The 23,027-nt window shown below is 69.0% G+C and carries 13 protein-coding genes and 2 riboswitches; of the genes, 6 read left to right on the top strand and 7 right to left on the bottom strand.

Features of this window, described 5'->3' with window-relative positions:
* Positions 1-31: 31 nt before the first annotated feature.
* Together JW030_RS12975 and JW030_RS12970 are read right to left on the bottom strand one after the other, a co-directional pair.
* Positions 32-2,269, bottom strand: coding sequence for a YhgE/Pip domain-containing protein (locus JW030_RS12975; RefSeq protein ID WP_188045166.1), 2,238 nt, complete (start codon positions 2,267-2,269; stop codon positions 32-34).
* Positions 2,266-5,148 carry an MMPL family transporter gene (locus JW030_RS12970; RefSeq protein ID WP_188045167.1) on the bottom strand — a complete coding sequence of 961 codons (2,883 nt, stop codon included), beginning with the start codon at positions 5,146-5,148 and terminating at the stop codon, positions 2,266-2,268. Before JW030_RS12970 ends, JW030_RS12975 begins: the two co-directional genes overlap by 4 nt.
* A gap of 87 nt (positions 5,149-5,235) precedes the next feature.
* Between JW030_RS12970 and JW030_RS12965 the strand changes: the two genes are divergently transcribed.
* From JW030_RS12965 to JW030_RS12955, 3 genes are all read left to right on the top strand, one after another.
* Positions 5,236-5,898, top strand: coding sequence for a TetR/AcrR family transcriptional regulator (locus tag JW030_RS12965; RefSeq protein ID WP_188045168.1), 663 nt, complete (start codon positions 5,236-5,238; stop codon positions 5,896-5,898).
* 103 nt (positions 5,899-6,001) lie between these two features.
* Complete coding sequence (locus JW030_RS12960; RefSeq protein ID WP_206348581.1) at positions 6,002-6,982, top strand: ribokinase; 981 nt, start codon at positions 6,002-6,004, stop codon at positions 6,980-6,982.
* A gap of 39 nt (positions 6,983-7,021) precedes the next feature.
* Complete coding sequence (locus JW030_RS12955; RefSeq protein WP_188045169.1) at positions 7,022-7,987, top strand: nucleoside hydrolase; 966 nt, start codon at positions 7,022-7,024, stop codon at positions 7,985-7,987.
* Positions 7,988-8,171: 184 nt separating this feature from the next.
* Here JW030_RS12955 and JW030_RS12950 read toward each other — a convergent pair whose 3' ends face one another.
* Genes JW030_RS12950 through JW030_RS12930 form a run of 5 tightly spaced genes read right to left on the bottom strand, consistent with a single transcriptional unit; the run spans position 8,172 to position 13,313 of the window.
* Complete coding sequence (locus JW030_RS12950) at positions 8,172-8,918, bottom strand: FadR/GntR family transcriptional regulator (protein WP_188045170.1); 747 nt, start codon at positions 8,916-8,918, stop codon at positions 8,172-8,174.
* A gap of 48 nt (positions 8,919-8,966) precedes the next feature.
* Positions 8,967-9,758 (bottom strand): 3-oxoacyl-ACP reductase, encoded by a 792-nt coding sequence (locus JW030_RS12945; RefSeq protein ID WP_206348580.1) that lies wholly within the window; start codon positions 9,756-9,758, stop codon positions 8,967-8,969.
* 48 nt (positions 9,759-9,806) lie between these two features.
* A complete protein-coding gene (locus JW030_RS12940) occupies positions 9,807-11,162 on the bottom strand; it encodes an aldehyde dehydrogenase (RefSeq protein WP_188045171.1) in 1,356 nt (451 codons plus the stop codon).
* A complete protein-coding gene (locus JW030_RS12935; RefSeq protein WP_188045172.1) occupies positions 11,159-11,956 on the bottom strand; it encodes a gamma-glutamyl-gamma-aminobutyrate hydrolase family protein in 798 nt (265 codons plus the stop codon). Before JW030_RS12935 ends, JW030_RS12940 begins: the two co-directional genes overlap by 4 nt.
* Positions 11,943-13,313, bottom strand: coding sequence for a glutamine synthetase family protein (locus tag JW030_RS12930; protein ID WP_188045173.1), 1,371 nt, complete (start codon positions 13,311-13,313; stop codon positions 11,943-11,945). The genes JW030_RS12935 and JW030_RS12930 overlap by 14 nt, the downstream gene beginning before the upstream one ends.
* Positions 13,314-13,549: 236 nt before the next feature.
* Here JW030_RS12930 and JW030_RS12925 point away from each other — a divergent pair, with 236 nt between their 5' ends.
* From JW030_RS12925 to gcvP, 3 genes are all read left to right on the top strand, one after another.
* On the top strand, positions 13,550-15,091 hold the full coding sequence (locus JW030_RS12925; protein WP_188045174.1) for an amino acid permease: 1,542 nt from the start codon (positions 13,550-13,552) through the stop codon (positions 15,089-15,091).
* A 190-nt stretch (positions 15,092-15,281) separates the two neighbouring features.
* Positions 15,282-19,892 (top strand): FtsK/SpoIIIE domain-containing protein, encoded by a 4,611-nt coding sequence (locus tag JW030_RS12920; RefSeq protein ID WP_188045175.1) that lies wholly within the window; start codon positions 15,282-15,284, stop codon positions 19,890-19,892.
* Between the two features lie 24 nt (positions 19,893-19,916).
* Positions 19,917-20,007: riboswitch (glycine riboswitch) on the top strand.
* Positions 20,008-20,108, top strand: a riboswitch (glycine riboswitch).
* Positions 20,109-20,156: 48 nt separating this feature from the next.
* Positions 20,157-23,006, top strand: a complete 2,850-nt coding sequence (gcvP, locus tag JW030_RS12915; protein WP_188045176.1) for an aminomethyl-transferring glycine dehydrogenase — start codon at positions 20,157-20,159, stop codon at positions 23,004-23,006.
* Positions 23,007-23,027: the final 21 nt, after the last annotated feature.

Genomic DNA, 23,027 nt, shown 5'->3' with positions numbered 1-23,027 from the left:
CAGGCGGGGCCCTTCTTTCGTGCGCTCGGTACTACGCGTGCTGCAGCGCTCGAGCTGCGACCACCGGGGCCGGCTCGGCGGCCGAGGTGCGGTCTGACGTGCGCGCCCGCGCGGCGGCGAAGCCGGTGAGCGCGAGGCCCACGAGCCCCCAGAGCACGAGCAGTGCTGCCGCGCCCCCTGCCCCGGCTGCCCCCGACGCGATCGCTTGGAAGCCCGAGAACGCGGCCCCGATGGGGGTGGCGTCGCCGATGGCTCTGAGCATCGCAGGCGCGGTCGAGACGATGCCGCCCGCGAACGCGATGACCAGCGTCACGAACGACAGGAATCGGCCGAAGCCGCCGAGCAGCGCGGCGAGCCCCTGGTTCACGAGCGCGAAGGCCACGCCGGCCAGCACGCCGAAGCCGAGGAACGCGAGCGTCGCCGGCAGGTCGAGGCCGAGCGCGATCGGCATGGCGAGGCCGACGATGGCGCCCTGCGCCGCGCCCGCAAGGAAGCCGGGAAGGGCGCTCCGCAGCGTGATGGCGCCGAGGCCGCGCGCGGCCTCGCGCGTGCGGCGCCAGAGGGGGCTCAATATCAGGAAGCTCGCGAGCCCGCCGGCCCACAGCGCGATGCCGGTGAATAGCGGAACCCCGGCGGCGTTGAATAGCTCGTCGCCGCTGCCTGTGGCGACCACGGGGGTGAGCGCCGCCCGGGCGAGCGCGTCGCGCTGGCTCTCGGTGTAGTTCGGCACACCGTCGACCGCCTGGCCCAGCCCGCTCGCGAGGGTATCGGTGCCGGTCGCGGCCTGCTCTGCGCCCTCCGCGAGCTGGGCGGCGCCGTCGGCGAGCTGAGCCGCTCCATCAGCCAATGCCGGGGTGCCCGCCGCGAGCTCGCCCGCGCCGGTTGCGAGTGCCCCCGCGCCGCCAGCAAGCTCTTGCCCACTCGCTGCAAGCGCACCAACGCCGTTCGCGATGCCACGGCTACCTGCAGCAACCTGGGGTCCAGCCGCCGTGAGCTGCGCCAGCTGGGCGTCCAAGCCGCCGAGCTGCTGTTCAAGCTGATCCAGCTGGGGGCGGGCGGCTGAAACGGCAGCAACCGAGGTCTGGATGGTCTGTTTGATGACCTGCATCTCGACCGCGAGCTGCTGCTGCGTCGCCGTGGCAGCGCCGGCCTGCGTCTGCGCAGCAGCGACCGAGTTGTTCGTCGCGGACGTGGCAGCGGCAAGGCGGGCGCAGAAGTCTTCGCTCGCGCCCGAAGTCGCGCACTCGGCGACCAGGCCGTTCAGCTGCGCGCCACCACCGGAGGCAGAGCCGAGCGAGCCTTGCAACTCAGCGAGCTGCGCACCCAGCAGGGTGGTCTGCGCGGTCGGGTCGGGCATGCCGACGGGCAGCCCAGTCGCGGGGTCGATCTGCAGATTGTCGATCGCGTCCTTTGCGGCGGTAATCGCCTGGGTGATGGGCGCAAGCGCAGTACGCAGCCCGTCCACCAGCTGTCCGACGCCTGCCACATACTTCTCCGTGCCGTCGGCAGCCTGCGCCGCACCGCCAGCCAGGGCAGTGACCCCATTGGCGTACTCGCCCATGCCCGAAGCGATGCCGCCCACGCCGCCGGCGAGAGCGTTTGCCCCGCTCGACAGCTGCCCTGCACCCGAAGCGAGCGCTCCGGCACCGTCGGCAATACCGCTCGTGCCGGTCGCCAGCTGGTGCGACCCGTCCGCGAGCTTGTCCGCGCCGTCCGCGGCCTCGCCGAGGCTCGTGTGGAGCGTCCCCATGCCGACGAACACCTGGTCAATGAACGCCGTGCCGAGCTGCTCGTTGAGCACGCGCGTCGCGGTGCTCGTGACGACGTTGGAGAGCGCCGAGTCGATCAGGCGACCGCGGTCACTCGTCGCGATGTCGATCGTGGCCTGCTCGGCCGTGTCGGGGTCTCCGCCCGAGGTGGCGGCCGCCGAGAAGTTCTCGGGGATCGTGACGACGGTCGAGTAGCGGCCCTCGTCGAGCCCCTCGGCGGCGTCCTCCGCGTTTGTCAGGTGCCAGGTGAAGTTCGTCTCGTCGTCAGCCACGGTCGAGTCACCCACGAGCGCACCCGCGAAGACGCGGCCGAGCGGGGTCAGCTGCCCGTCGATCTCGACCGGCACATCGAGGTTCACGACGGCGGCCTCGACAGAACGCAGGCGTTCGGTTGGGCTCCAGAGGCCCCAGATGAACAGGCCGGCGATCGTGAGGGGCACCAGAAGGATGCCGAGCACCGCCTTCCATCCGAGCCGGCGGTTCGAGGCGAGGCCGCTCATCGTGCGGCTCCTTCCGTGAGAGTGGTGGCCGCGGGGAGCGAGCTCTCCGCGAAGTCAGGTGCGGTCAACGGGCGCGTCTCGGCGTGCACGATGTGCGTGCCAGCGGGCAGGATCCGCGCCGCGGTGTCCGCGTCGCTCAGCAACACGAGCGTGGGCATCGGTGCCGCCCCCCGGTCGGCCTCGACCGCGCGACCCTCGAGCGCCGAGCGGGCGGACAGGATCGCCGCCTCCGACGTCGGGACGAGCTGCGCGAGGTCGAGCACGAGGAGTTGGGGCCGGTCGGCAAGCGCCTCGCGGAGCCCGGCGAGCTGGGTCCGCGCGGCACGACGGCGCAGCGTCGACGCCCGTTCGGGCAGGAGGAGGCCGGCAACCTTGGCGGTGCCCACCAGCATCGGCGCGCGCCCGGTCAGCACCTCGGCCAGGCGGCGGTGGGCGGGATCCTGCGGGGAGAGCAGCAGGGCGTCGCCCGGCCCGACGCGCATATCGGCGACGCGATGCGTGCCGTCGGCCGCGACGAGCTCGAGCCCCTCGCTCGCGATGCGTGCCTCGGGCAGATCCTCGGGCCAGTGGGCGTGGGCGAGCTCGCGGCTGAGCCCCTCGCCCTCGACATCGAACGACGGCAAAATCTTGTCGAGCCAGCGCGGCATCTGCCAGGCGCGGTCGCCGAGCAGCGCGAGCACCGCGGGCACGAGCGTCATGCGCACGATGAAGGCGTCGACGAACACGCCAACGGCCAGGCCGAGGGCGATCGGCTTGATGCTCACGTCGCCCTCGGGGATGAAGGCCGCGAAGACGGCGAACATGATGATCGCGGCGGCCGTGACGACCTTGCCCGATCCGACGAAGCCGCGCCGGATCGCGTCGCGGGCGCTCGCGCCGTGCACGTACTCTTCGCGGATGCGGGCGACGAGGAACACCTCGTAGTCCATGGCGAGTCCGAAGAGCACGCCCATCAAGATGATCGGCATGAAGCTGAGTACGGGGCCGAGGCTTGCCACGTGCAGGGCCTCGGAGAACCAGCCCCACTCGAAGACCGCGGCGACGGCGCCGAAGGCGGCACCGACCGAGAGGAGGTAGCCGAGGGTCGCCTTGATCGGCACCCAGACCGAGCGGAACACCATGGCGAGCAGGATCAGCGAGAAGCCGACGACCAGGATGCCGAAGGGCAGGAGGGCCTCGCCGAGCAGCTTCGACACGTCGATGCCGACGGCGGTGAAGCCGGTGACCGCGAGGTCGACGCCGTACTGCTCGCTCCACTGGGGCGCCTTGGCGCGCAGCGCATCGACGAGCTGCGAGGTGCTCTCGGCGTGCGGGCCTTCCTCGGGGACCACCTGGATGATGCCCGTGTCGGCGCCCTGGTTGGGGGTCGACAGAGGGACCTCGGCGACGCCGGGGACCTGGCGGACCTCGTCGGCGAGGTCTTCCATGAGGCCGAGCGGGTCGTTGCTCGCGACGATCGAGCCGGTCAGCAGGAGCGGGCCGTTCACGCCCTCGCCGAAGTGCTCGCCGACGAGCTCGTAGCTGATGCGCGCGGGGGCGTCTTCCGACAGGCTCGAGGCGTTGGGCAGCGCGAGGCGCAGGTCGAGCGCGGGCACGGCCATGGCGCCGACGCCGAGCAACACGAGGATGATCGTGAGCGCCGGAATCTTCGTGACCGCGGCGACCCAGCCGCCGAAGAAGCGGTCGGCGAAGGGCTTGCGGGGCGCGGCGGGGACGCCGGCCGCGGCGTTCGAAGGCTCGGTGATCGGCCCGGATCCTGCGCCGTGTGCGCCCGTGACGGGTGCCGCTGCGGGAGCGTTGGCCGCGGACGCAAGCGTGCCGGCGGCCAGGGCCGCGCGCTGCCGCTTTGGCAGGATCTTGATGCCGGCCATGCCGAGGATTGCGGGGGTGAGCGTGAGCGCGATGAGCACGGAGATCGCGACGGCCGCCGCGGCGGCGAGGCCGAGCGCGGTGAGGAACGGGATGCCGGCGACCGCGAGCCCCGCGAGCGCAATGATCACCGTGAGCCCCGCGAAGATCACAGCGGAGCCCGAGGTGGCGGTGGCGCGCGCGATCGACTCCTCGATCGGCATGCCGTCGCGGATCTGCTCTTGATGGCGCGCGACGATGAAGAGCGTGTAGTCGATGCCGACCGCGAGGCCGAGCATGAGCGCCAGCATCGGGGTGATCGACGTGATCGAGACCACGGCGGTGGCGAAGAAGAGGCCGGCGATCGACACCCCGACGCCCAGGATCGCGGCGAGCAGCGGCATGCCGGCCGCGAGCAGCGAGCCCAGGGTCAGCACGAGCACGACGAACGCGACCAGCACGCCGACAGCCTCGGTGATAGTGATGCCCGGGATCGAGGTGGAGTAGGCCTCGCCGCCCTCGACCGCCTGTGCGCCTTCGGGAAGGCGATCCTGCAGGTCCGCGACGGCCGCGCTGATGCCCTCGAGGGTGGCCGGCGGGGCGTCGACGGAGGTGCCGTCGAGGGTGATCGAGATGAGCGCGGCGCGGCCGTCCTCGGAGAGTGCACTGTCGGAGCTCGCGCCCGCGGTGCCGCCGAATGGCGACTGCACTGCGGCGACGCCGTCAAGGTCCGCCAGCTCGTCGGCGGTGCGGGCGATCTCGTCGGGATAGGGCGAGGAATCGATGCGGGTGCCCTCGGGGCTCACCACGATGACCTGGGCGCTTCCGCCGCTCACCTCGGGGAACGTGCGGCTGAGCTGATCGAGCGCGGCCTGCGATTCCGTGCCGGGGATCGAGATCGGGGCGTTCGCGCCCTGTCCGAGGAACACCGCGCCCGCGCCGAAGATGGCGAGAATGACGATCCAGCCGATGAGGACAAGTGATCTCGCCTTGGCGGCCCAGCGGCCAAGCGAGTACAGCACAGATGACACGAGACTCCTCGGGGGCGCGATTCAGGTTTCGATACACGAGTGTATGCAAACTCCCTTGGAGCCAGCCGTGTCTGACACAATCGGAGCATGAGTGAGCCCCAGAAGCCCGTAAGCGCGCGTCGCCTGGAGACCCAGGAGCGCCTGATGGACGCTGCCTTCGGGGTCTGCGTCGAGCTCGGCCTCGGCGGCGCCTCGGTTGAAGCGATCTGCGCCGCCGCCGGGTTCTCCCGGGGCGCGTTCTATTCCAACTTTTCCTCAAAGGAGGAGCTCTTCTTCGCGCTGCTCGCTCGCGAGTATCGGCGCCGCACGGAAGACCTCGAGGCGCGCATGACGCTGCTCGGAGACGAGCTGACGTGCCGAGCGAGCGGGATCGGCCGGGAGGAGGCCGCGGCCTTTATCAGGGAGTTCTTCGTCGCCTCGTCGCTCGAGACGGATTGGTTCGTGATTGAGCAGGAGTTTCTCTTGCTCGCCCTGCGTGACCCCGAGCTGGCGCCCGACTATCTCCGGTACCAGGCCGCGTACGTCGCCGACCTCGCCGAGGTCGTGGCGCAGATCGTCGCGGTTGCCGGTCGGAGGTTCCTGATTCCGGCGGACGAGGCCCTGCCGCTCCTCACGAGCATCTACGAGCGCGAGCTGCGGCTAGCGGTGCTCACTGGCGGTAGCGCCGCAAGCGCTACGGCAGCGGACCTCGGCGAGCGGGTGGCGGACGTGTTGTTCGCGTTGACGGCGGCGGTGGGAGACCCCCAATAGTCCCGCCGTCCTGCCGTTCCTCGCGCAGCGGAGAGCCCGGTTGGATCGTAGACTCGAACCCTGCGCCAGAAGCGGCGCCCCAACGAAACAAACGGAGCGCACTATGACCGCTGGGACTCAGATCGGACGCGTCATCGTGTTGGGATCTGCCAACGTCGACGCGGTCACCTACGTGGACACCTTCCCGCAGCCCGGCGAGACCATCCTTGCGCTTGACGCACGAACGGGTCTCGGGGGGAAGGGCGCGAACCAGGCGGCCGCCGCATCGCTCACGGGGGCACGGGTCAGCTTCGCCGGCGCCGTCGGTGACGACGCCTCGGGCGAGTTCGTGCAGCGCACCCTCGCGGCGCACGGCGTCGAACTCGAGGCCCTGTCGGTGTTGACCGGCGTGCTCACGGGGTCCGCGGCCATCGCCGTCGACGGAGCCGGCGAGAACACCATCATCGTGGCGAGCGGCGCGAACGCTCGGCTTGACCCCGCTTGGGTCCGCAGCGACTCGGTTGCGGGACTGTTTGACGGCGCAGGATCCGCGCAGGTGCCCGTCGTCGGCCTCGCCCAGGGCGAGTTACCCGCCGCCGTGGTCGCCGAGTTCGCCGCGCTCTGCCGCGAACAGGGCGCGCGCTTCGTGCTCAACCTGGCCCCGGCCATCGCGGTCACCGCCGAGGTGTTGGCCGAGGCCGACCCGCTCATCGTGAACGAGGGCGAGGCCTTCGCCGTGCTCGGTGAGGACGCTCGGGATGAGCTCAGCACCAGCGAGGCGCTGCTGTTGGCCGAACGCCTGGTCGATCGCTGCCACTCCGTCGTCATCACGCTCGGCGCCGCCGGCGCGGTGTTCGTTGGGCGCGACGGCGCTGACGGCCGGGTGGCAGCCGCACACGTGCCGTCGCCCAAGCCCGAGCGCGTTGTCGACACGACCGGCGCCGGGGACGCGTTCGTCGGGGCGCTTGCTGCGCGCCTGTCGGCGGGCGACGCGCTCGCCGCCGCCGCGGCCTGGGGGGCTGCCGCCGGGTCCGCGTCCGTGCAGGCTCCGGGCGCCGTCGACTCGTACGGGGCGCTTGCTGAACTTCGCCTCGCCCGCTCCTAGACTTTCGGCCACCTCGGCCCCAACGAAACGGACTCCTCAATGACTTCCTCGCCCATCCCCGTGATCCTCGACGTCGACACCGGCATTGACGACGCCATGGCACTCATGTTCGCCGTGCGCCACCCGGCGCTCGACGTGCAGGCGATCTCGTGTGTCGCGGGCAACGCCTCGATCGAGCGCGTCGTGTCGAACACCCTGCAGATCCTGGATGTGCTGGGCGCACCCGAGATTCCCGTCGCAGCGGGCGCGATCCGGCCGCTGGTCGAGCAAGCGCGCGACGCCTCGTGGGTGCACGGCGAGAGCGGCCTCGGCAACCTCAGCCTGCCCGCCTCGGCGCGCACGGTCGAGCGGGTGCACGCGGTCGAGCTGATGCGCCGCACGATTGCGGATAGCGCCGAGAAGATCACCCTCATCGCCCTCGCGCCGCTCACCAACCTGGCGCTGCTGTTGCGCATGCACCCGGAGGTGGCGGACCGCATCGAGCGCATCGTCTGCATGGGTGGCTCGGCGTCTATCGGTAACGCGACGCCCGTGGCCGAGTTCAACGTCTGGCACGACCCCGAGGCCGCGCACGTCGTCTTCAACTCAGGCGTCCCGCTCACGCTCTACGGGCTCGACGTGTTTAATGTCGTCGAGGTGCCGAACGAGACGGTGGCCGAGCTGCACACGGTGCAGGATCCCGTCGCGCAGGCGCTCGCCTCGCTGCTCGGCTTCGAGGTGACCGACCCCGCCGATGGCACGAAGGTGACCCACACGCTGATCGGCGACGCCGGCGCCGTGTGCGCGCTCGTCGTGCCCGAGCTCTTCACGACGGAGCACCGCCGCCTGCAGGTCGAGCTGGCGCCCGGTCTGAGCCGCGGGCAGACGATCGTCGACCGCCGCTCGTTCGGTGGCGAGGAATCGGTGCACGGCACGGTCGAGCCGTGGCCGACCGCGGACGTCTGTCTCGGCGTGGACGTTGACGCGGTGCTCGAGCTCTTCCTCGGGACGGTGCTGCAGAAGTAGCGGGGCCCTGGGCGCCCCCAAACCTCATCGACCCGTCTCAATCTGCGGCTTCCCGGCGAATGAAGCAGCAGATTGCGACGGGTCGAGCGAAGGAATGAGGCCTGAGGGGCGAGGCGCGCGCTCCTGGGTGCGGCGACCACGCGCTCTGGCAGGATCCTGCCCGAAGTGCTGAAAACCGCGCGATCTACGGCGCTGAGGCCCCGCCGCGCGCGGCGAAGAAGCCGCGCAGCAGCGCGGTCGACCCCTCGATGTGTTCGAGCATCGCCGCGGCCGCCGCGTCGGGTTGCCCCGACAGGATCGCGGTGACGATCGCCGCATGCTGGGCGTCGGAGTGGGTGAGGTTCGGGCGCAGCATCGGGATCTCGTCGAGCAGCGCGTTGACCCGGGTGCGGGCGTTCGCGACGATCGGGACGAGGCTCGGCGATCCCGACAGCTCGGCGATCAGCAGATGCAGCCGAGAGTCGAGCCGGCGGTGATCGACATCCGACGACTCCGTGCACGCCGCGAGCGCGCCCGCGAGCGCCGCGCGGTCCTCGGCGCTGAGCTCGCGGCCCGCGGCCTCGCGGGCGGCGCCCACCTCGACGACGCGGCGCAGCACCGCGTTGTCCTCGACGTCGGCTTCGCCCAGTTCCTCCCGCTGCGGGTGCAGCGTGGACTTCACCGGCAGCTCCAGGGCGACGAACGTGCCGCCGGTCCGGCCGCGCCGCGACACCACGTAGTGCGCCTCGACGAGGGTCGCGAGCGCGTCCCGCACGGTGTCCCGGCTGACCTTTAGCATGCTGGCGAGCTCGCGCTCGGCCGGCAGCCGTTCACCGGGGGCGATCAGCCCGAGGCGGATCGACTGCAGCAAGCGCTGCATCGTTTCCTCGTAGGCGTTCGTAGGGCGGACGGCCCTGATGAGCAGTTCCACTCGGTCGGTCGGCGGGTGCATGCTGCTCCTTTCAGGGCCGTCGTTACGTCACAGCGAGTGTAGGCCCGTTTAGAGCGGCGTCGTGTACGCGTTCGTGAGCCCGCCGTCGACGAGGAAGGTCGATGCGGTGATGAACGACGCGTCGTCGCTCGCGAGGAACGCGACCGAAGCGGCGAGTTCCTCGGGGCGCGCGAAGCGGCCGATCGGCACGTGCACGAGGCGGCGCGCTGCCCGCTCGGGGTCCTTGGCGAAGAGCTCCTGCAACAGCGGCGTGTTCACGGGGCCGGGGCAGAGGGCATTCACCCGGATCCCCTGGCGGGCGAACTGCACCCCGAGTTCGCGGCTCATCGCCAGCACGCCGCCCTTCGAGGCGGTGTACGAGATCTGCGAGGTCGCGGATCCCATGACCGCAACGAACGAGGCCGTGTTGATGATCGAGCCCGAACCCTGCTTCGTCATGTGGCGCAGCGCCGCGCGCGAGCACAGGTAGACGCTCTTGAGGTTCACATCCTGCACCTTCTCCCACGCGGGCAGCTCGGTGATCTCGATCGAGTCGTCGTCGGCGGGCGAGATGCCGGCGTTGTTGAACGCGATGTCGACCGAGCCGTACTCGCGGGCGGCCGTGTCGAAGAGGTTGTTGACCTGGGCCTCATCGGTGACGTTGACCTGCACGAACAGGCCGTCGACCGAGGCCGCGGCCGCCTCGCCGCTGGCGACGTCCATGTCGCCGATGACGATCTTCGCGCCCTCGGCGCGCATGCGCCTCGCGGTGGCCAGGCCGATCCCGCTCGCGCCGCCGGTGATGACGGCGACCTTGCCAGCGAGGCGCTGGGTGAGATCGATGGGGGTGATGTCGCTCATGGTTACTTCCTTGTGGTGTGACGTGTGGATGAACGGGAAAGGGCGACGCTACTCGGACGCGAAGAACACGTTCTTCGTCTCGGTGAAGCTGAGCGGGGCGTCGGGGCCGAGCTCACGGCCGAGACCCGACTGCTTGAAGCCGCCGAACGGGGTCGAGTACCGCACCGAGGAGTGGGAGTTCACGGAGAGGTTGCCGCCGTCGACGCCGCGGGCGACGCGAATGCCGCGCGCGAGGTCGTTCGTCCAGATCGAGCCGCTGAGCCCGTACTCGGTGTCGTTCGCCAGCGCGATGGCGTCGGCCTCGTCCTCGAACGGCAGCACCGCGACCACGGGGCCAAAGATCTCCTCGCGGGCCAGCCGGCTGTCCCGCTCGGGGGTCACCACGGTCGGCGCAAACCAGGCGCCTGGCCCGTCGGGGCAGGATCCCTGGAACGCGATCGGGGCGCCCTCTGGGAGGAAGGAGGCCACGCTCTCGCGATGCGCGAGGGTGACGAGCGGCCCGACTTCGGTCGCCTCGTCCAGGGGGTCGCCGACCTTCACGTTCTGTACGGCGGTCTCGAAGTGTTCCATGAAGCGGTCGTACACGCTGCGCTGCACGAGCAGCCGGCTGCGCGCGCAGCAGTCCTGCCCGGCGTTGTCGAAGACCGAGTACGGCGCGGTGGCGGCCGCCTTCTCGATGTCCGAATCCGCGAACACAATGTTCGCGCTCTTGCCGCCGAGTTCGAGGGTGACTCGCTTGACCTGGTCGGCGCAGCCGGACATGATCTGCTTGCCCACCGCTGTCGATCCGGTGAAGACGATCTTGCGCACCTCGGGGTTCGTGACGAACCGCTCGCCGACCACCGAACCGCGCCCGCTGAGCACCTGGAAGAGTCCCTCGGGCAGGCCCGACTCGAGGGCGAGCTCGCCGAGGCGGAGGCTGGTGAGCGGCGTCCACTCCGCCGGCTTCAGGACGACGGCGTTTCCGGCGGCCAGCGCGGGAGCGAAGCCCCAGGCGGCGATCGTCATCGGGAAGTTCCACGGGGTGATGACGCCGACGACGCCGAGCGGCTCGTGGAACGTCACGTTCATGCCGCCAGCCACCGGGATCTGCTGTCCGAGCAGGCGTTCGGGGGACGCGGAGTAGTACTCGAGCACGTCGCGGACGTGGCCGGCCTCCCAGCGCGACTGCGAGATGGGGTGGCCCGAGTTCACGGTCTCGAGGTGCGCAAGGCGTTCGAGGTCGCCATCGACGGCGTCGGCGAAGCGGCGCAGTGCTCGCGCCCGGTCGACCGGGGCAACCCGGGCCCATTCCTGCTGCGCGCGAGCGGCCTGAGCGATGGCCCGGTCGGTGGCGTCGACGTCGAGATGCTCGACCTCGGTGACGGCCGCCCCGGTCGCCGGGTTGATGACGGTGTAGCTCATGACTGCTCCTTCGAAGGGACGGCGCCCGTTGGCGTCTGATCTGGGGTGTTGCGCGCCGCGCGATAGTCTCGCGCAGCCGACACGAGCCCCGCAAAGAGGCGGCGGTCGTCGGCATGTTCCTCGGGGTGCCACTGCACCGCGAGCCCGAACGGCACCGAATCAAGCTCGAGCGACTCGACGACCCCGTCCTCCGTGCGGCTAGTGACCGTGAGGCCGTCGCCGATCTCGCCGATCCCCTGGTGGTGATAGAGGTGCGCGGTCGCGCGCCGGTCGTCTCCGTAGACCTCGGCGATCAGGCTCTCGGGGTCGACCTCGACCTCGATCGGGTTGAAGATGCCCTGGCCAATTTGGTAGCGGTCGTCGCCCACCAGGTCGGGCAGGTGCTGCACGAGCGTGCCGCCGCGCGTGACGTTCAGCATCTGGGCGCCGCGGCAGATGCCGAGAAACGGCAGCTCGGCGTCGATCGCGGCCTGCAGCACGGCGGCCTCGAACTCGTCGCGATCGTCGCGGGGCGCCCCGGTACGCTCGTGGGCGGCCTCTCCGTAGATCGCCGGGTTGATATCGGCTCCGCCCGACAGGATCAGCCCGTCGAGCCCGGCGATTACCCCGCGCGCTACGTCCGCGTTCACAGGCTGGGGCGGCAGCACGACGGCGATGCCGCCGACCGCGGTGACTGCGTTCACGTAGACCTGTGGGAGGAATACGGCGCGCACGTCCCACACCCCGGTCTGGGCCTGCTCGAGGTAGCTCGTGATGCCGATGATCGGCGCGCGAGTGGTGTCAGAGGCGCTCAAAGCCGCGGATCCTCTCCCAATCGGTGACGGCGGCGTCGTAGGCGGCTACCTCGACTCGTGCGGCATGCACGTAGTGCGCAACGACGTCGTCGCCGAACACCTCGCGCGCGAGCGCGGACTGCTCGAACAGGTCGGCGGCCTCGCGCAGCGTGGTGGGGACGCGCTCAACGTCGCTGATGTACGCATTGCCCACGATCGGATCGCAGAGCTCAAGCTCGTGCTCGATGCCATAGAGTCCCGAGGCGAGCATGCCCGCGACCGCGAGGTACTGGTTCACGTCGCCGCCCGGCACGCGGTTTTCGACGCGCATCGCCTGGCCGTGGCCGACGACGCGCAGCGCGCAGCTGCGGTTGTCGTGGCCCCAGGCGACCGCGGTCGGGGCGAAGCTGCCCTCGACGAAGCGCTTGTACGAGTTGATGTTTGGCGCGTACAGCAGGGTGAACTCGCGCATCGCTGCGAGCTGGCCGGCGATGTAGTGGCGGAACATCTTCGACATCCCGTCCGGGGCGTCAGCGTCGGCGAAGACCGGGTCGCCGGCGGTGGTGCGCAGGCTCGAGTGGACGTGGCAGCTGTTGCCCTCGCGCTCGTTGAACTTCGCCATAAAGGTGATGCTCTTGCCGTGGGCGTCGGCGATCTCCTTCGATCCGCTCTTGTAGATCGAGTGGTTGTCGCAGGTGGCGATCGCGTGTGCGTACCGGAAGGCGATCTCTTGCTGCCCGAGGTTGCACTCGCCCTTGACGCCCTCGCAGTACATTCCGGCGGCGTCCATCGAGTTTCGGATGTCGCGCAGCAGGGGCTCGAGCCGGGTTGAGGCGTGCAGCGAATAGTCGGTGTTGTAGTCGCTCGCGGGGGTGAGGTCCTGGTACTTGCTCTTCCATGCGCTGCGGTAGTCGTCGTCGAAGACGAGGAACTCGAGTTCGGTCGCCACGTGGGGGACGAGGTCGTGCGCGGCGAGCCGGTCGACCTGCGTCTTCAGGATCTCGCGCGGCGAGACTGAGATGGGCGAGTGGTCGCCCGCGAGCCGGAGGTCCGCAATCACCAGGGCGGTGCCCGGAAGCCACGGCATGCGGCGCAGGGTAGAGAGATCCGGAAGCATGGCCATGTCGCCGTAGCCGCTCTCCCAGCTGGTGATCGCGTAGCCGTCCACCGTATTGAGCTCGACATCGACCGCCAGCAAGTAGTTGCAGCACTCGGCTCCGTGATCCATCACGTCCTCAAGAAAAAGACGTGCCGAGACGCGCTTGCCGACCAGTCGACCCTGCATGTCGGTGAAGGCGACGATCACGGTGTCGATCTCGCCGGAAGTCACTGCTTCTCGTAGCTCGTCCGGGGTCAAATTGCCGCTCGCCGGAATCATGTGCACTCCTAGGTTCTCTGCGTTGAGAAATGGTACGAATTTCGACCATTAAAGCATGTGTGGCTCGGCGATCCGCAAGCCCCTGCTGGGATCCGAGAACGAAAATCTTTGAAAAGGTTGCTGTACTAAACCAAAAGACGTGAATATAGTCGAAAAACACATGAGCATTCCCTGTGTGCTTGCAGCGACGCGTACGCAGGAAACCGGAAAATCACAACGACGTGAAAGGGGCCGCAATGGCCAAGGACACCCTGAAAGTCTCGGGAGTGACGTACACCACTGCCGAGTCGGGATACTTCGAAAAACGAAAGCTCAAGCGATCTGCCGGCGTATGGGGGCTGTGGGGCCTCGCTGTCGGGGCAGTGATCTCGGGTAACTTCTCGGGCTGGAACTTCGGCATCGAAGCAGCCGGCTTCGGCGGCATGCTCATCGCCTTCGCGATCCTGGTCGTCATGTACTACGGCCTCATCTTCTCGATCGGCGAGATGGCCGCGGCCATGCCGCACACCGGCGGCGCCTACTCCTTCGGGCGGGCCGCGATGGGCCCCTGGGGCGGCTTCGTCACCGGGCTTGCGGAGTCCATCGAGTACGTCGCGACGACCGCAGTGATCGTCTACTTCTCTGCAGGGTACGCAAACGGCGTGACGGAAAGCCTGATGGGCTTCTCGCTGCCGGCCTGGATCTGGTGGGTCATCCTCTACGTCGCGTTCGTCGGGCTGAACACCGCCGGCGCTGCGATCTCGCTGAAGTTTGCCATCATCGTCTCCTTCGTCTCGATCGGCGTGCTCGTGCTGTTCGGCATCATGGCGCTCGTCAGCGGTACCGCCGACTGGGGCAGCCTCTTCAACATCGAACCTGATGCCGGCCAGACGGCGTTCCTGCCGCACGGTGTCCTGCCGATCCTGTTCGCCCTGCCGTTCGCCATGTGGCTGTTCTTGGGCATCGAGGAACTGCCGCTCGCGGCGGAGGAGTCGCACAACCCCGTCCGTGACATCCCCCGCGCCGGCCTGTGGGCTCGCGGAACGCTGATCTTCACGGGCATGCTCGTGCTCGTCCTGAACACGGCCGTGCTCGGCGCGGAAGACACCGGTGTGGCTGGCGAGCCGCTGCTCGATGGATTCCGCGCGATTCTCGGCGACGACCTCGCTTGGGTGGCCGGCGTGCTGGCGCTCTTCGCCCTGTTCGGTCTGCTCGCCTCGCTGCAGGGCATCATGTTCGCCTACGGGCGCAACCTGTACTCGCTGTCTCGCGCCGGGTACTACCCGAAGTTCCTCTCGCTCACGGGCAAGCGTCAGACCCCTTGGATTGCGCTGATCGCCGGTGCGTTGATCGGCTTCGTCGCCCTCGTCGTCGTTGACTCCGCGGGTGGTGCAGGCGGCGTCGCCGGCGCGATCGTGCTGAACATTGCCGTGTGGGGCGCCGTGCTCGCGTACTTCATGCAGATGCTGTCGTTCATCATTCTGCGCAAGAAGTTCCCCAACGTGGATCGCCCGTACAAGAGCCCGTGGGGCGTTCCGGGGGCGGTCGCGGCCGCGGGTATCTCGGCGCTGATCTTCCTCGGGTTCCTCCTCAATGAGGCATTCCGCCCAGCGATTGTGGCGATTGTCGTCGTCTACATCGTCTTCTTGCTGGTCTTCTGGCTCTACACTCGCCACCGCCTGATCTTGTCTCCGGAGGAGGAGTACGCGATCTCGGGCGGCGTGCACCGCGACCCGCAGGCCGAGGGTTACGGCGGCGAGGTCGAGGACGAGCTGCTCGCGATCGACGGCAAGGACTAAGCCACAGGAAGTTATCCACAGAGAGCGGCCGGATCAATCCCTGATCCGGCCGCTTTTTGCTGCCTCCCGGGTGGCAATTTTTCGAAGGCATTTCTCTCGCAGACGTACCGTGGAATGATCTCGGACAGCGAGCAATCTGGGCGGGGTGTTCCAGCGTTCGCTCCGTGGCCCCTCCCGAGAGCAGATCCAGATGAAGCTTCGCGTATCCCTGGCCGAGTACCCGGCGACATCTCGTCAGCTGAGCACTGACGTCACACTGACCGTCGACGTCACCGCGACCGTCGGCGAGGTCGCGCGGGCCCTGGTGCGGGCGGGCGCCGGCGATCCACGCCTGCTGCACCTTGCGCTGCATCGGCATGCCCCGTTCACCCTTCGTGTGGCGTTTCCGGGCCGGGCCGGCCTGATCCTGGACGCGGGCGATCCCCTCGGAAAATCGGGGATCCAGTCCGGCAGCTTGGTCGAGCCGGTACTCGAGTCGAACGCGGGCGAGGGTCGGCGGACAAAAGTGGCTGTTGCCACGGTGACGGTGCTGACGGGTGAGCAGGCCGGGGTGGCATTCAACGTCGTGCAGGGCGAGAGCTTCATCGGCCGAGACCGGGCGAACCGGGTTGAACTGCATGACCCGAGTGTGTCGAGGCGTCACGCGGTGCTGCGTGCAGAGAACGGGGCACTGTCGTTTGAGGACTTGGGGTCAGCGAACAGCAGCTTCCTACTGAACCCGATGGACGGAAGCCAGCAGCAGGTCAATCGTCTGCAGGTGAAGCGCAGCAGCGTCGTGTTGCTGGGCGAGGTGCAAGTGCGCATCGATGCCGGGCCGCCGGCCGGGGCGGAGCCGGATCTGGACGCGTTCGTCGCGCATTTGCAGTCGCCGCGGGTCGACCCGGTGTACACGCCGGAACCGATTTCGCTTCCCGCACCGCCTGACCCGGCAGAGCCTGTCCGGTTCCCGTTGATCGCGATGCTCGCCCCACTCGTGATGGGTGCGGTGCTGTTCGCGGTGACGAAGTCGCCGCTGAGTCTGATCTTTGTCGCACTGTCGCCCATCATCATGCTCGGCACCTGGTTCGACAACCGGCTGACGCGCAAGCGCACGTTCCGGCAGAAGCAGGCAGAGTTCGACGAGGGGCTGCAGCTCGCGACGGACGAGCTCGCTGCCGCCCGTGCACTCGAGCAGCAGGCACGCACTCTGGAAAGCGTGTCGCCCATCGATTTGTTGGCGCTACCGTCGCAGCCCAATGGGCTGCTCTGGACTCGCCGGCCCGAGCATCGAGCGTTTCTGGAACTGCGGTTGGGCAAAGCGACGTTGCCGAGCCGCAAAGAGATCGAGATGCCTGCCCGCGGCAAGATCCCGGCAGACACGTGGAAGCGTCTGACCGCATTGCAGGATCAGTTCGCCACGATCGATGACGTTCCGGTGCTCGAACGGCTCGACCGGTGCGGGTCGTTGGGCGTCGCGGGCCCGCGCCTCTGGTCGGAATCGGTGGCGAGGTCGCTGCTGGTGCAGCTACTCGCGCTGCATTCGCCTGCCGATCTCGTGTTCACGGTGTTTGCCGACGGGCGCCAGGCTCAGGGCCACTGGTCATGGCTGAAGTGGCTGCCGCACGCCGACTCTGTCTACAGCCCGCTGGGCGTGCCGCACCTCGCCGATGATGAGCGCAGCTCGGCCGTGCTGCTCACCGCCCTCGAGGGATTGATCGCCACCCGGGCGGAGGCCGCGCGGGGCACGACCGTGCGTTCGCGCATCGACGACAGTGCGTCCGACAGCAGTGAGCGGCTCGCTGCGGTGTCGGCCCCGGCACCCACTCCGGCGGTGGTCGTGCTGGTGCTGGCCGATACGCAGGTCGAGCTCTCCCGCCTAGTGGGCCTTGCGGAGGACGGCGCCGATGTGGGCGTGCACCTCATTTGGCTAGCGGAACACTTGGGCGCGGTGCCGGCGGCTTGCCGCACCACGGTCGAGGTGACCGACAGCAGGTGGCGGGTCCACTTCGTGCGGCAGGGCGAAACGGTGACGTTGAGCCAGCTCGACGCGGTGGACACTCCGGTCGCTGAAACGTTCGGGCGGGCGATCGCACCGCTCGTCGATGCGGGTGCGCGGGTGCTCGATGAGAGCGATTTCCCGCGCTCCGTCACGCTTGGGCAGCTGCTTGAGAGTGACGTGATGGGGGCGAGTGACGCGGTGTTGTCGAACTGGCGCACCACGGACAGTCTCGTCGCGGGGTGGGAGCCGGACCGGGAGCGCGAGCCTGGACAGCTCGCCGCAGTCATCGGGCAAGGCGGAGCCGGCACGGTCGCAATCGATCTGCGGGTGCACGGCCCCCACGCGCTCGTGGGCGGCACGACCGGTTCGGGCAAGTCAGAGTTCTTACAGACCTGGATCCTGTCGCTGGCCGCGCAGTACTCGCCCGACCGGTTGACGTTTCTGCTGGTTGATTACAAGGGGGGTGCCGCGTTCGCGGAGTGCACGACCCTGCCCCACACGGTCGGCCTCGTCACCGACCTCAACACGCACCTCGTGCGCCGCGCCCTCACCTCGCTGCGGGCAGAGCTGCGCTACCGCGAGGAACTGCTCGCAGAGAAGGGCGCGAAAGACCTCATCGCGCTCGAGCGCCGCTCCGACCCGGAGGCCCCGCCGACGCTCGTCATCGTGATCGACGAATTCGCGGCACTCGTGAGCGAGATTCCTGAGTTCGTCGACGGCGTGATCGATGTCGCGCAGCGGGGCCGCTCGCTCGGCCTGCACCTCGTGATGGCGACGCAGCGACCGGCCGGCGTCATCAAGGACAACCTGCGCGCGAACACAAACCTGCGCATCGGGTTGCGCATGGCCGACCCCTCCGACAGCAGCGACGTGCTCGGGGTGACGGATGCGGCAGAGTTCGCACCCGACACCCCGGGCCGTGCCGCAGTCAAGATCGGCGCCGGAAGGCTCACCCACTTCCAGACCGGGTATCTCGGGGGCCGTTCCGAGGCGCAGCATCAAGAACCGGTCGAGGTGCGCACGTTGGGGTTTGGTGAACAGGCGCCGTGGGCGATGCAGCCTGAGGTGCGCAGCCAACGGCGCAGCGCGAAGAAAGGGCCGCGCGACATCGAGGTCTTGACGGCCAACATTCAGCAGGCCGCGGTGGGTGCGCAGATTTCCGCACCCCGCAAGCCTTGGGTGGATCAACTCCCCGAGTCGATCTCGCTCTCCTCGCTCCCATCCCGCCATGCACCAACAGACCGCCCGGCGCGGGGGCAGGCTGGCACGTTAAGCATTGTCGCAGGCCTGATCGATGAACCGCACCTCCAACGGCAATCGCCGTACGTCTGCGAGCTGGGCGAGGCAGGCAACGTCGTTATCTACGGCGGCGGCGGAAGCGGAAAGACCACCGCGCTGCTCACCATCGCAGCCGCGACGATCGCAGCCGACCCATCGGCGCATGTGTATGGCATTGACGCGAGCGGTGGACGACTGGGCGTGCTCGCGCAACTGCCCAACACGGGCGACATCATTCAGGTCGACGAGCAGGATCGGGTCGTCAGACTGCTCGGCATGCTCAAAACTCTCGTTGCGGAACGCTCGACCGCTCAGCAGGCAACTCCGCCATTGCTGCTGTTGATCGATGGGTTTTCCGCATTCCGCGACGCGTACGAACACCTTTGCGGCGGCGCCGATCCATTTGCGGACCTGGTTGAGATCACCCGAGCGGGGCGTGGGGCTGGCGTGCACGTCGTGTTCACGTCGGAGCGCGCGAACGGGTTCCCGGCCTCACTTGCCTCGAGCATTCCGGAACGCCTCGTGCTTCGCCTTGCAGCAGACACCGATTATCAGATGCTTGGCGTCTCGGCGGGAATGTTTGAGGGCGCCCCGGCAGGGCGGGCCGTGCGCATCGGTGCGGAGGACGAGATCCAGCTCGCCGTGCCCGGGGCCAGCAATGACCCCGCAGACACCGACGCCGCTCTTGCAGAACTCGCCGAGCAGCAGCGGGCGATCCACGGGCTCGCACCCGCGCCGGTGCCCCGCATCCCGCAGTCGATCCAGCGAAGCGAACTGCGCGTCGAGGAGCCCGACGGGGCACCGTTCGCGATTGACACCGTACAGCTCGAGCCCGTCCCCGCCCCCGAGAGCGGGTTCTTGCTGGTGACCGGGCCGGCCGGATCCGGCCGTACGACCGCGATCCAGTCCCTCCTGGAGGCCTTCGAAGAGCAGGCTCGCATGTGCGGGCAAGCCCTGGACGCGATCCTCATCTCCCCGAATCGGTCGACGCTGCGAGAACTGCCGCTCTGGCAGGAAACTGCCGATACCCCTGACGCGCGTGAGGCCGTCTTTGAGCGCCTCACGCGCGCCCTGGGCGGGACCGCGCCGGCATCGGTTGGCCTGACGATGCTGCCACTCATCGGCACAGGCCTTCCGGTTGAAGCGCCGGTCGCAGCCGAGTCCGCCGCGGCCGCGGTGTTTCCGGCCGCCGGGCATCGCGGGGTGGTTGTGGTGGAAGACATTGGTGGGTTTGACGGCAGCGGAAACGAGCGTGCACTCGCCGGGCTACTCAAACTGCTGCGGCGCAGCGATTTGACCGTCATCGTCGAAGGAGAGAACGCGACAATGGGGACCGTGTGGGAGCTTGCAAGCCCGCTGCGCGGCGCCCGCTGGGCGCTCGCTTTGCAGCCCGACGCGAACGATGCGCCAAGCGTGTTCACGACACCGTTCACTCACGCGCGCCGAGCGAACTTCCCGCCCGGCCGCGGTTTCCTCGTCGAGGGCGGGAAGCTTGGCGGGGTTCACGTCGCGCTCCCCGCACAGTCACCCCCGATGCTAGAGTGAGCCTCACTTGTGAATATTGGCTATCAAGCTGTGGCGGGAGAGTTCAGGTTCTCCTGACGCCGTAGGAGCAAACCCTCCCCGGGAATCTCTCAGGCACCCGTACCGCCACAGCATGGCAACTCTGGAAAGCAGCGCGTTCGCGCTCACCGACGGTGCAACGGTGCCCGACTCGTTCGGCCACCCGAATCTCTCAGGTCCAATCACAGAGCGGGGAGGATCCCACGCCCATTCGTGCGCCCGCACGTTGTTTCGACGGAGATCCTCTTGAGCATCACCCCCGCAGTACGTGACTTCACCGACCGCCACATCGGTGTGACCTCGCCCGCCGATATCGCCGTCATGCTCGAGCAGTTGGGCCTCTCCGACCTCGACGCACTGGTTGACTCTGCGGTGCCGCAGAGCATCCGGACGACCGAGCCCCTTGACCTGCCGCCGGCGCGCTCGGAAGAGGAGATCCTGTCTGATCTGCGAGAGCTCGCCTCGCAGAACATCGTGCACACGCAGATGATCGGGCAGGGGTTCTCCGGCACCCACACGCCGCCCGTGATCCGCCGCAACGTGCTCGAAGCCCCCGCCTGGTACACGGCGTACACGCCCTACCAGCCCGAGATCTCGCAGGGCCGGCTTGAGGCGCTGCTGAACTTCCAGACGATGGTGGCAGACCTCACCGGGCTGCCTCTCGCGAACGCCTCGATGCTCGATGAGTCGTCGGCTGCGGCCGAGGCGGTGCTGCTGATGCGCCGGGCCAGCCGAGCCGGGGCGACAGCGAAGGTCGTGCTCGACCAGCACCTGTTCCCGCAGACCATCGCCGTGATCCTGGGCCGCGCCGCGGGGCTCGACTTCGAGGTCGAGATCGCAGACCTGTCGGAGGGGCTGCCGGACGGCGAGATCTTCGGCATCGTGCTGCAGCAGCCGGGAAACCGCGGCGCGGTCGTCGATCACTCAGGCGTCATTGCCGCGGCCAAGGCGCGCGGCGCGATGATTACGGTCGTCGCCGACCTGCTCTCGCTCACCCTCATCGTCCCGCCGGGCGAGCAGGGCGCTGACGTCGCCGTGGGGAGCACGCAGCGCTTCGGCGTCCCACTGTTCTTCGGCGGTCCGCACGCGGCGTACCTCTCCGTGCGCGAGGGGCTCGAGCGGGCGCTGCCCGGCCGGCTCGTCGGGGTCTCAAAGGACTCGTCGGGGCGTCCCGCCTACCGCCTCGCGCTGCAGACCCGCGAGCAGCACATTCGGCGAGAGAAGGCCACGAGCAACATCTGCACCGCACAGGCGCTGCTCGCCATCACCGCCTCCATGTACGCCGTCTACCACGGCCCTGCGGGGCTCAAGGCGATCGCGGAGCGCACGCACGCGCACGCCCGCACCCTCGCCGCGGCGCTCTCCACCGCCGGCGTCCCGCTCGCCTCCGAGTCGTTCTTCGACACCGTCGTCGCCAGCGTGCCGGGCCGGGCCGACGACGTCATCGCGACCGCGCTCGCCGCGGGCATCAACCTCCGCCGCATCGACGCCGATACGGTCGGCGTCTCGACCGACGAGACCACGACGAGCGCCCACATCCGCGCTGTCGCGGCGGCGTTCGGAGCGGACGTCTCGGTCGAGGCGGCCCCGGGTGACTACGGCTTTGCCGCCGCGCTCACCCGTTCGAGCGACTATCTCACTCACCCGATCTTCCACACGGTCCGCTCCGAGACCCAGATGCTGCGCTACCTGCGCCGCCTCGCTGACCGCGACCTCGCGCTCGATCGCACCATGATTCCGCTCGGCTCGTGCACGATGAAGCTCAACTCGACCGCCGAGATGGAGGCCATCTCCTGGCCCGAGTTCGCCGGCATTCACCCCTACGTTCCCGAGGATCAGAGCCGGGGCTGGCGCGCGCTCATCGCCGACCTCGAACGCCGCCTGATCGAGATCACCGGCTACGCGGGCGTCTCCTTGCAGCCGAACTCTGGCGCGCAGGGCGAGTACGCGGGCCTGAACGCGATCCGGAACTACCACGAGGCGCAGGGCGAGCCCGAGCGCACGGTCTGCCTCATCCCCGCCTCGGCCCACGGCACGAACGCGGCCTCGGCCGTGCTCGCCGGCATGCGCGTCGTCGTGGTGAAGAACACCGAGGCGGGCGCGATCGACCTGGCCGACCTGACGGCGAAGGTAGAGGCGCACCGCCACGAGCTCTCGGCGATCATGATCACCTACCCGTCCACCTACGGCGTCTACGACTCCGATGTGCGCGCGGTGTGTGAGATGGTGCACGAGGCCGGCGGCCAGGTCTACATCGACGGCGCGAACATGAACGCGCTCGTCGGGATCGCCCAGCCCGGCAAGTTTGGCGGCGACGTGTCGCACCTGAACCTCCACAAGACCTTCGCGATCCCGCACGGCGGTGGCGGGCCCGGCGTCGGGCCCATCGGCGTCGCCGAGCACCTGCTGCCCTACGTCCCGAACGACCCGACCGGCACCTACACGGTGAGCGGGGGCGTGCCCGTCGTCGCAACACTGTTCGGCTCGGCCGGCGTGCTGCCCGTCTCGTACGCCTACATCGCGATGATGGGTGCCGAGGGGCTGACCCGGGCGACGAAAACCGCGCTGCTGAGCGCGAACTACATCGCCTCGCGCCTCACCCAGCACTTCCCCGTGCTCTTCACGGGCGACAGCGGGCTCGTCGCCCACGAGTGCATCCTCGACCTGCGCGACCTCACCGCGCGGTCGGGGGTCACCGCCGAGGACGTCGCGAAGCGCCTGATTGACTTCGGGTTCCACGCGCCGACGCTCGCCTTCCCGGTCGCGGGCACGCTCATGGTGGAGCCCACCGAGTCGGAAGACCTCGTCGAGATCGAGCGTTTCATCGAGGCCATGATCGCCATTCGCGGCGAGATCGATGACGTGATCGCGGGGCGCCTGGGCGTCGAGCAGTCGCCGCTGCGCGGAGCGCCGCACACGGCGGACGTCGTGATCGACAACGGCTGGAGCCGGGACTACTCGCGCGAGCAGGCGGCGTACCCGGTCGCGCGGCTGCGCGTCGACAAGTACTTCCCGCCGGTCGGCCGAATCGACGGCGCGTTCGGCGACCGCAACCTCGTGTGCGCGTGCCCGCCGCCCGAAGTGTTCGAGAGCTAAGACGACCGAGCCACCCGCACA

The sequence above is a fragment of the Leucobacter sp. CX169 genome, assembly GCF_017161405.1.
Lineage (GTDB): Bacteria > Actinomycetota > Actinomycetes > Actinomycetales > Microbacteriaceae > Cx-87.
Note: the sequence above shows the minus strand (reverse complement) of the source record. Positions and strands in the feature narration are given on the sequence as shown.

Coding starts and splice junctions, on each gene's coding strand:
- JW030_RS12950 (WP_188045170.1), bottom strand. CDS start 8,918: ATGCACCCGCCGACCGACCGAGTGGAACTGCTCATCAGGGCCGTCCGC.
- JW030_RS12930 (WP_188045173.1), bottom strand. CDS start 13,313: ATGATTCCGGCGAGCGGCAATTTGACCCCGGACGAGCTACGAGAAGCA.
- JW030_RS12920 (WP_188045175.1), top strand. CDS start 15,282: ATGAAGCTTCGCGTATCCCTGGCCGAGTACCCGGCGACATCTCGTCAG.
- JW030_RS12965 (WP_188045168.1), top strand. CDS start 5,236: ATGAGTGAGCCCCAGAAGCCCGTAAGCGCGCGTCGCCTGGAGACCCAG.
- JW030_RS12960 (WP_206348581.1), top strand. CDS start 6,002: ATGACCGCTGGGACTCAGATCGGACGCGTCATCGTGTTGGGATCTGCC.
- JW030_RS12975 (WP_188045166.1), bottom strand. CDS start 2,269: ATGAGCGGCCTCGCCTCGAACCGCCGGCTCGGATGGAAGGCGGTGCTC.
- JW030_RS12945 (WP_206348580.1), bottom strand. CDS start 9,758: ATGAGCGACATCACCCCCATCGATCTCACCCAGCGCCTCGCTGGCAAG.
- JW030_RS12955 (WP_188045169.1), top strand. CDS start 7,022: ATGACTTCCTCGCCCATCCCCGTGATCCTCGACGTCGACACCGGCATT.
- JW030_RS12925 (WP_188045174.1), top strand. CDS start 13,550: ATGGCCAAGGACACCCTGAAAGTCTCGGGAGTGACGTACACCACTGCC.
- JW030_RS12940 (WP_188045171.1), bottom strand. CDS start 11,162: ATGAGCTACACCGTCATCAACCCGGCGACCGGGGCGGCCGTCACCGAG.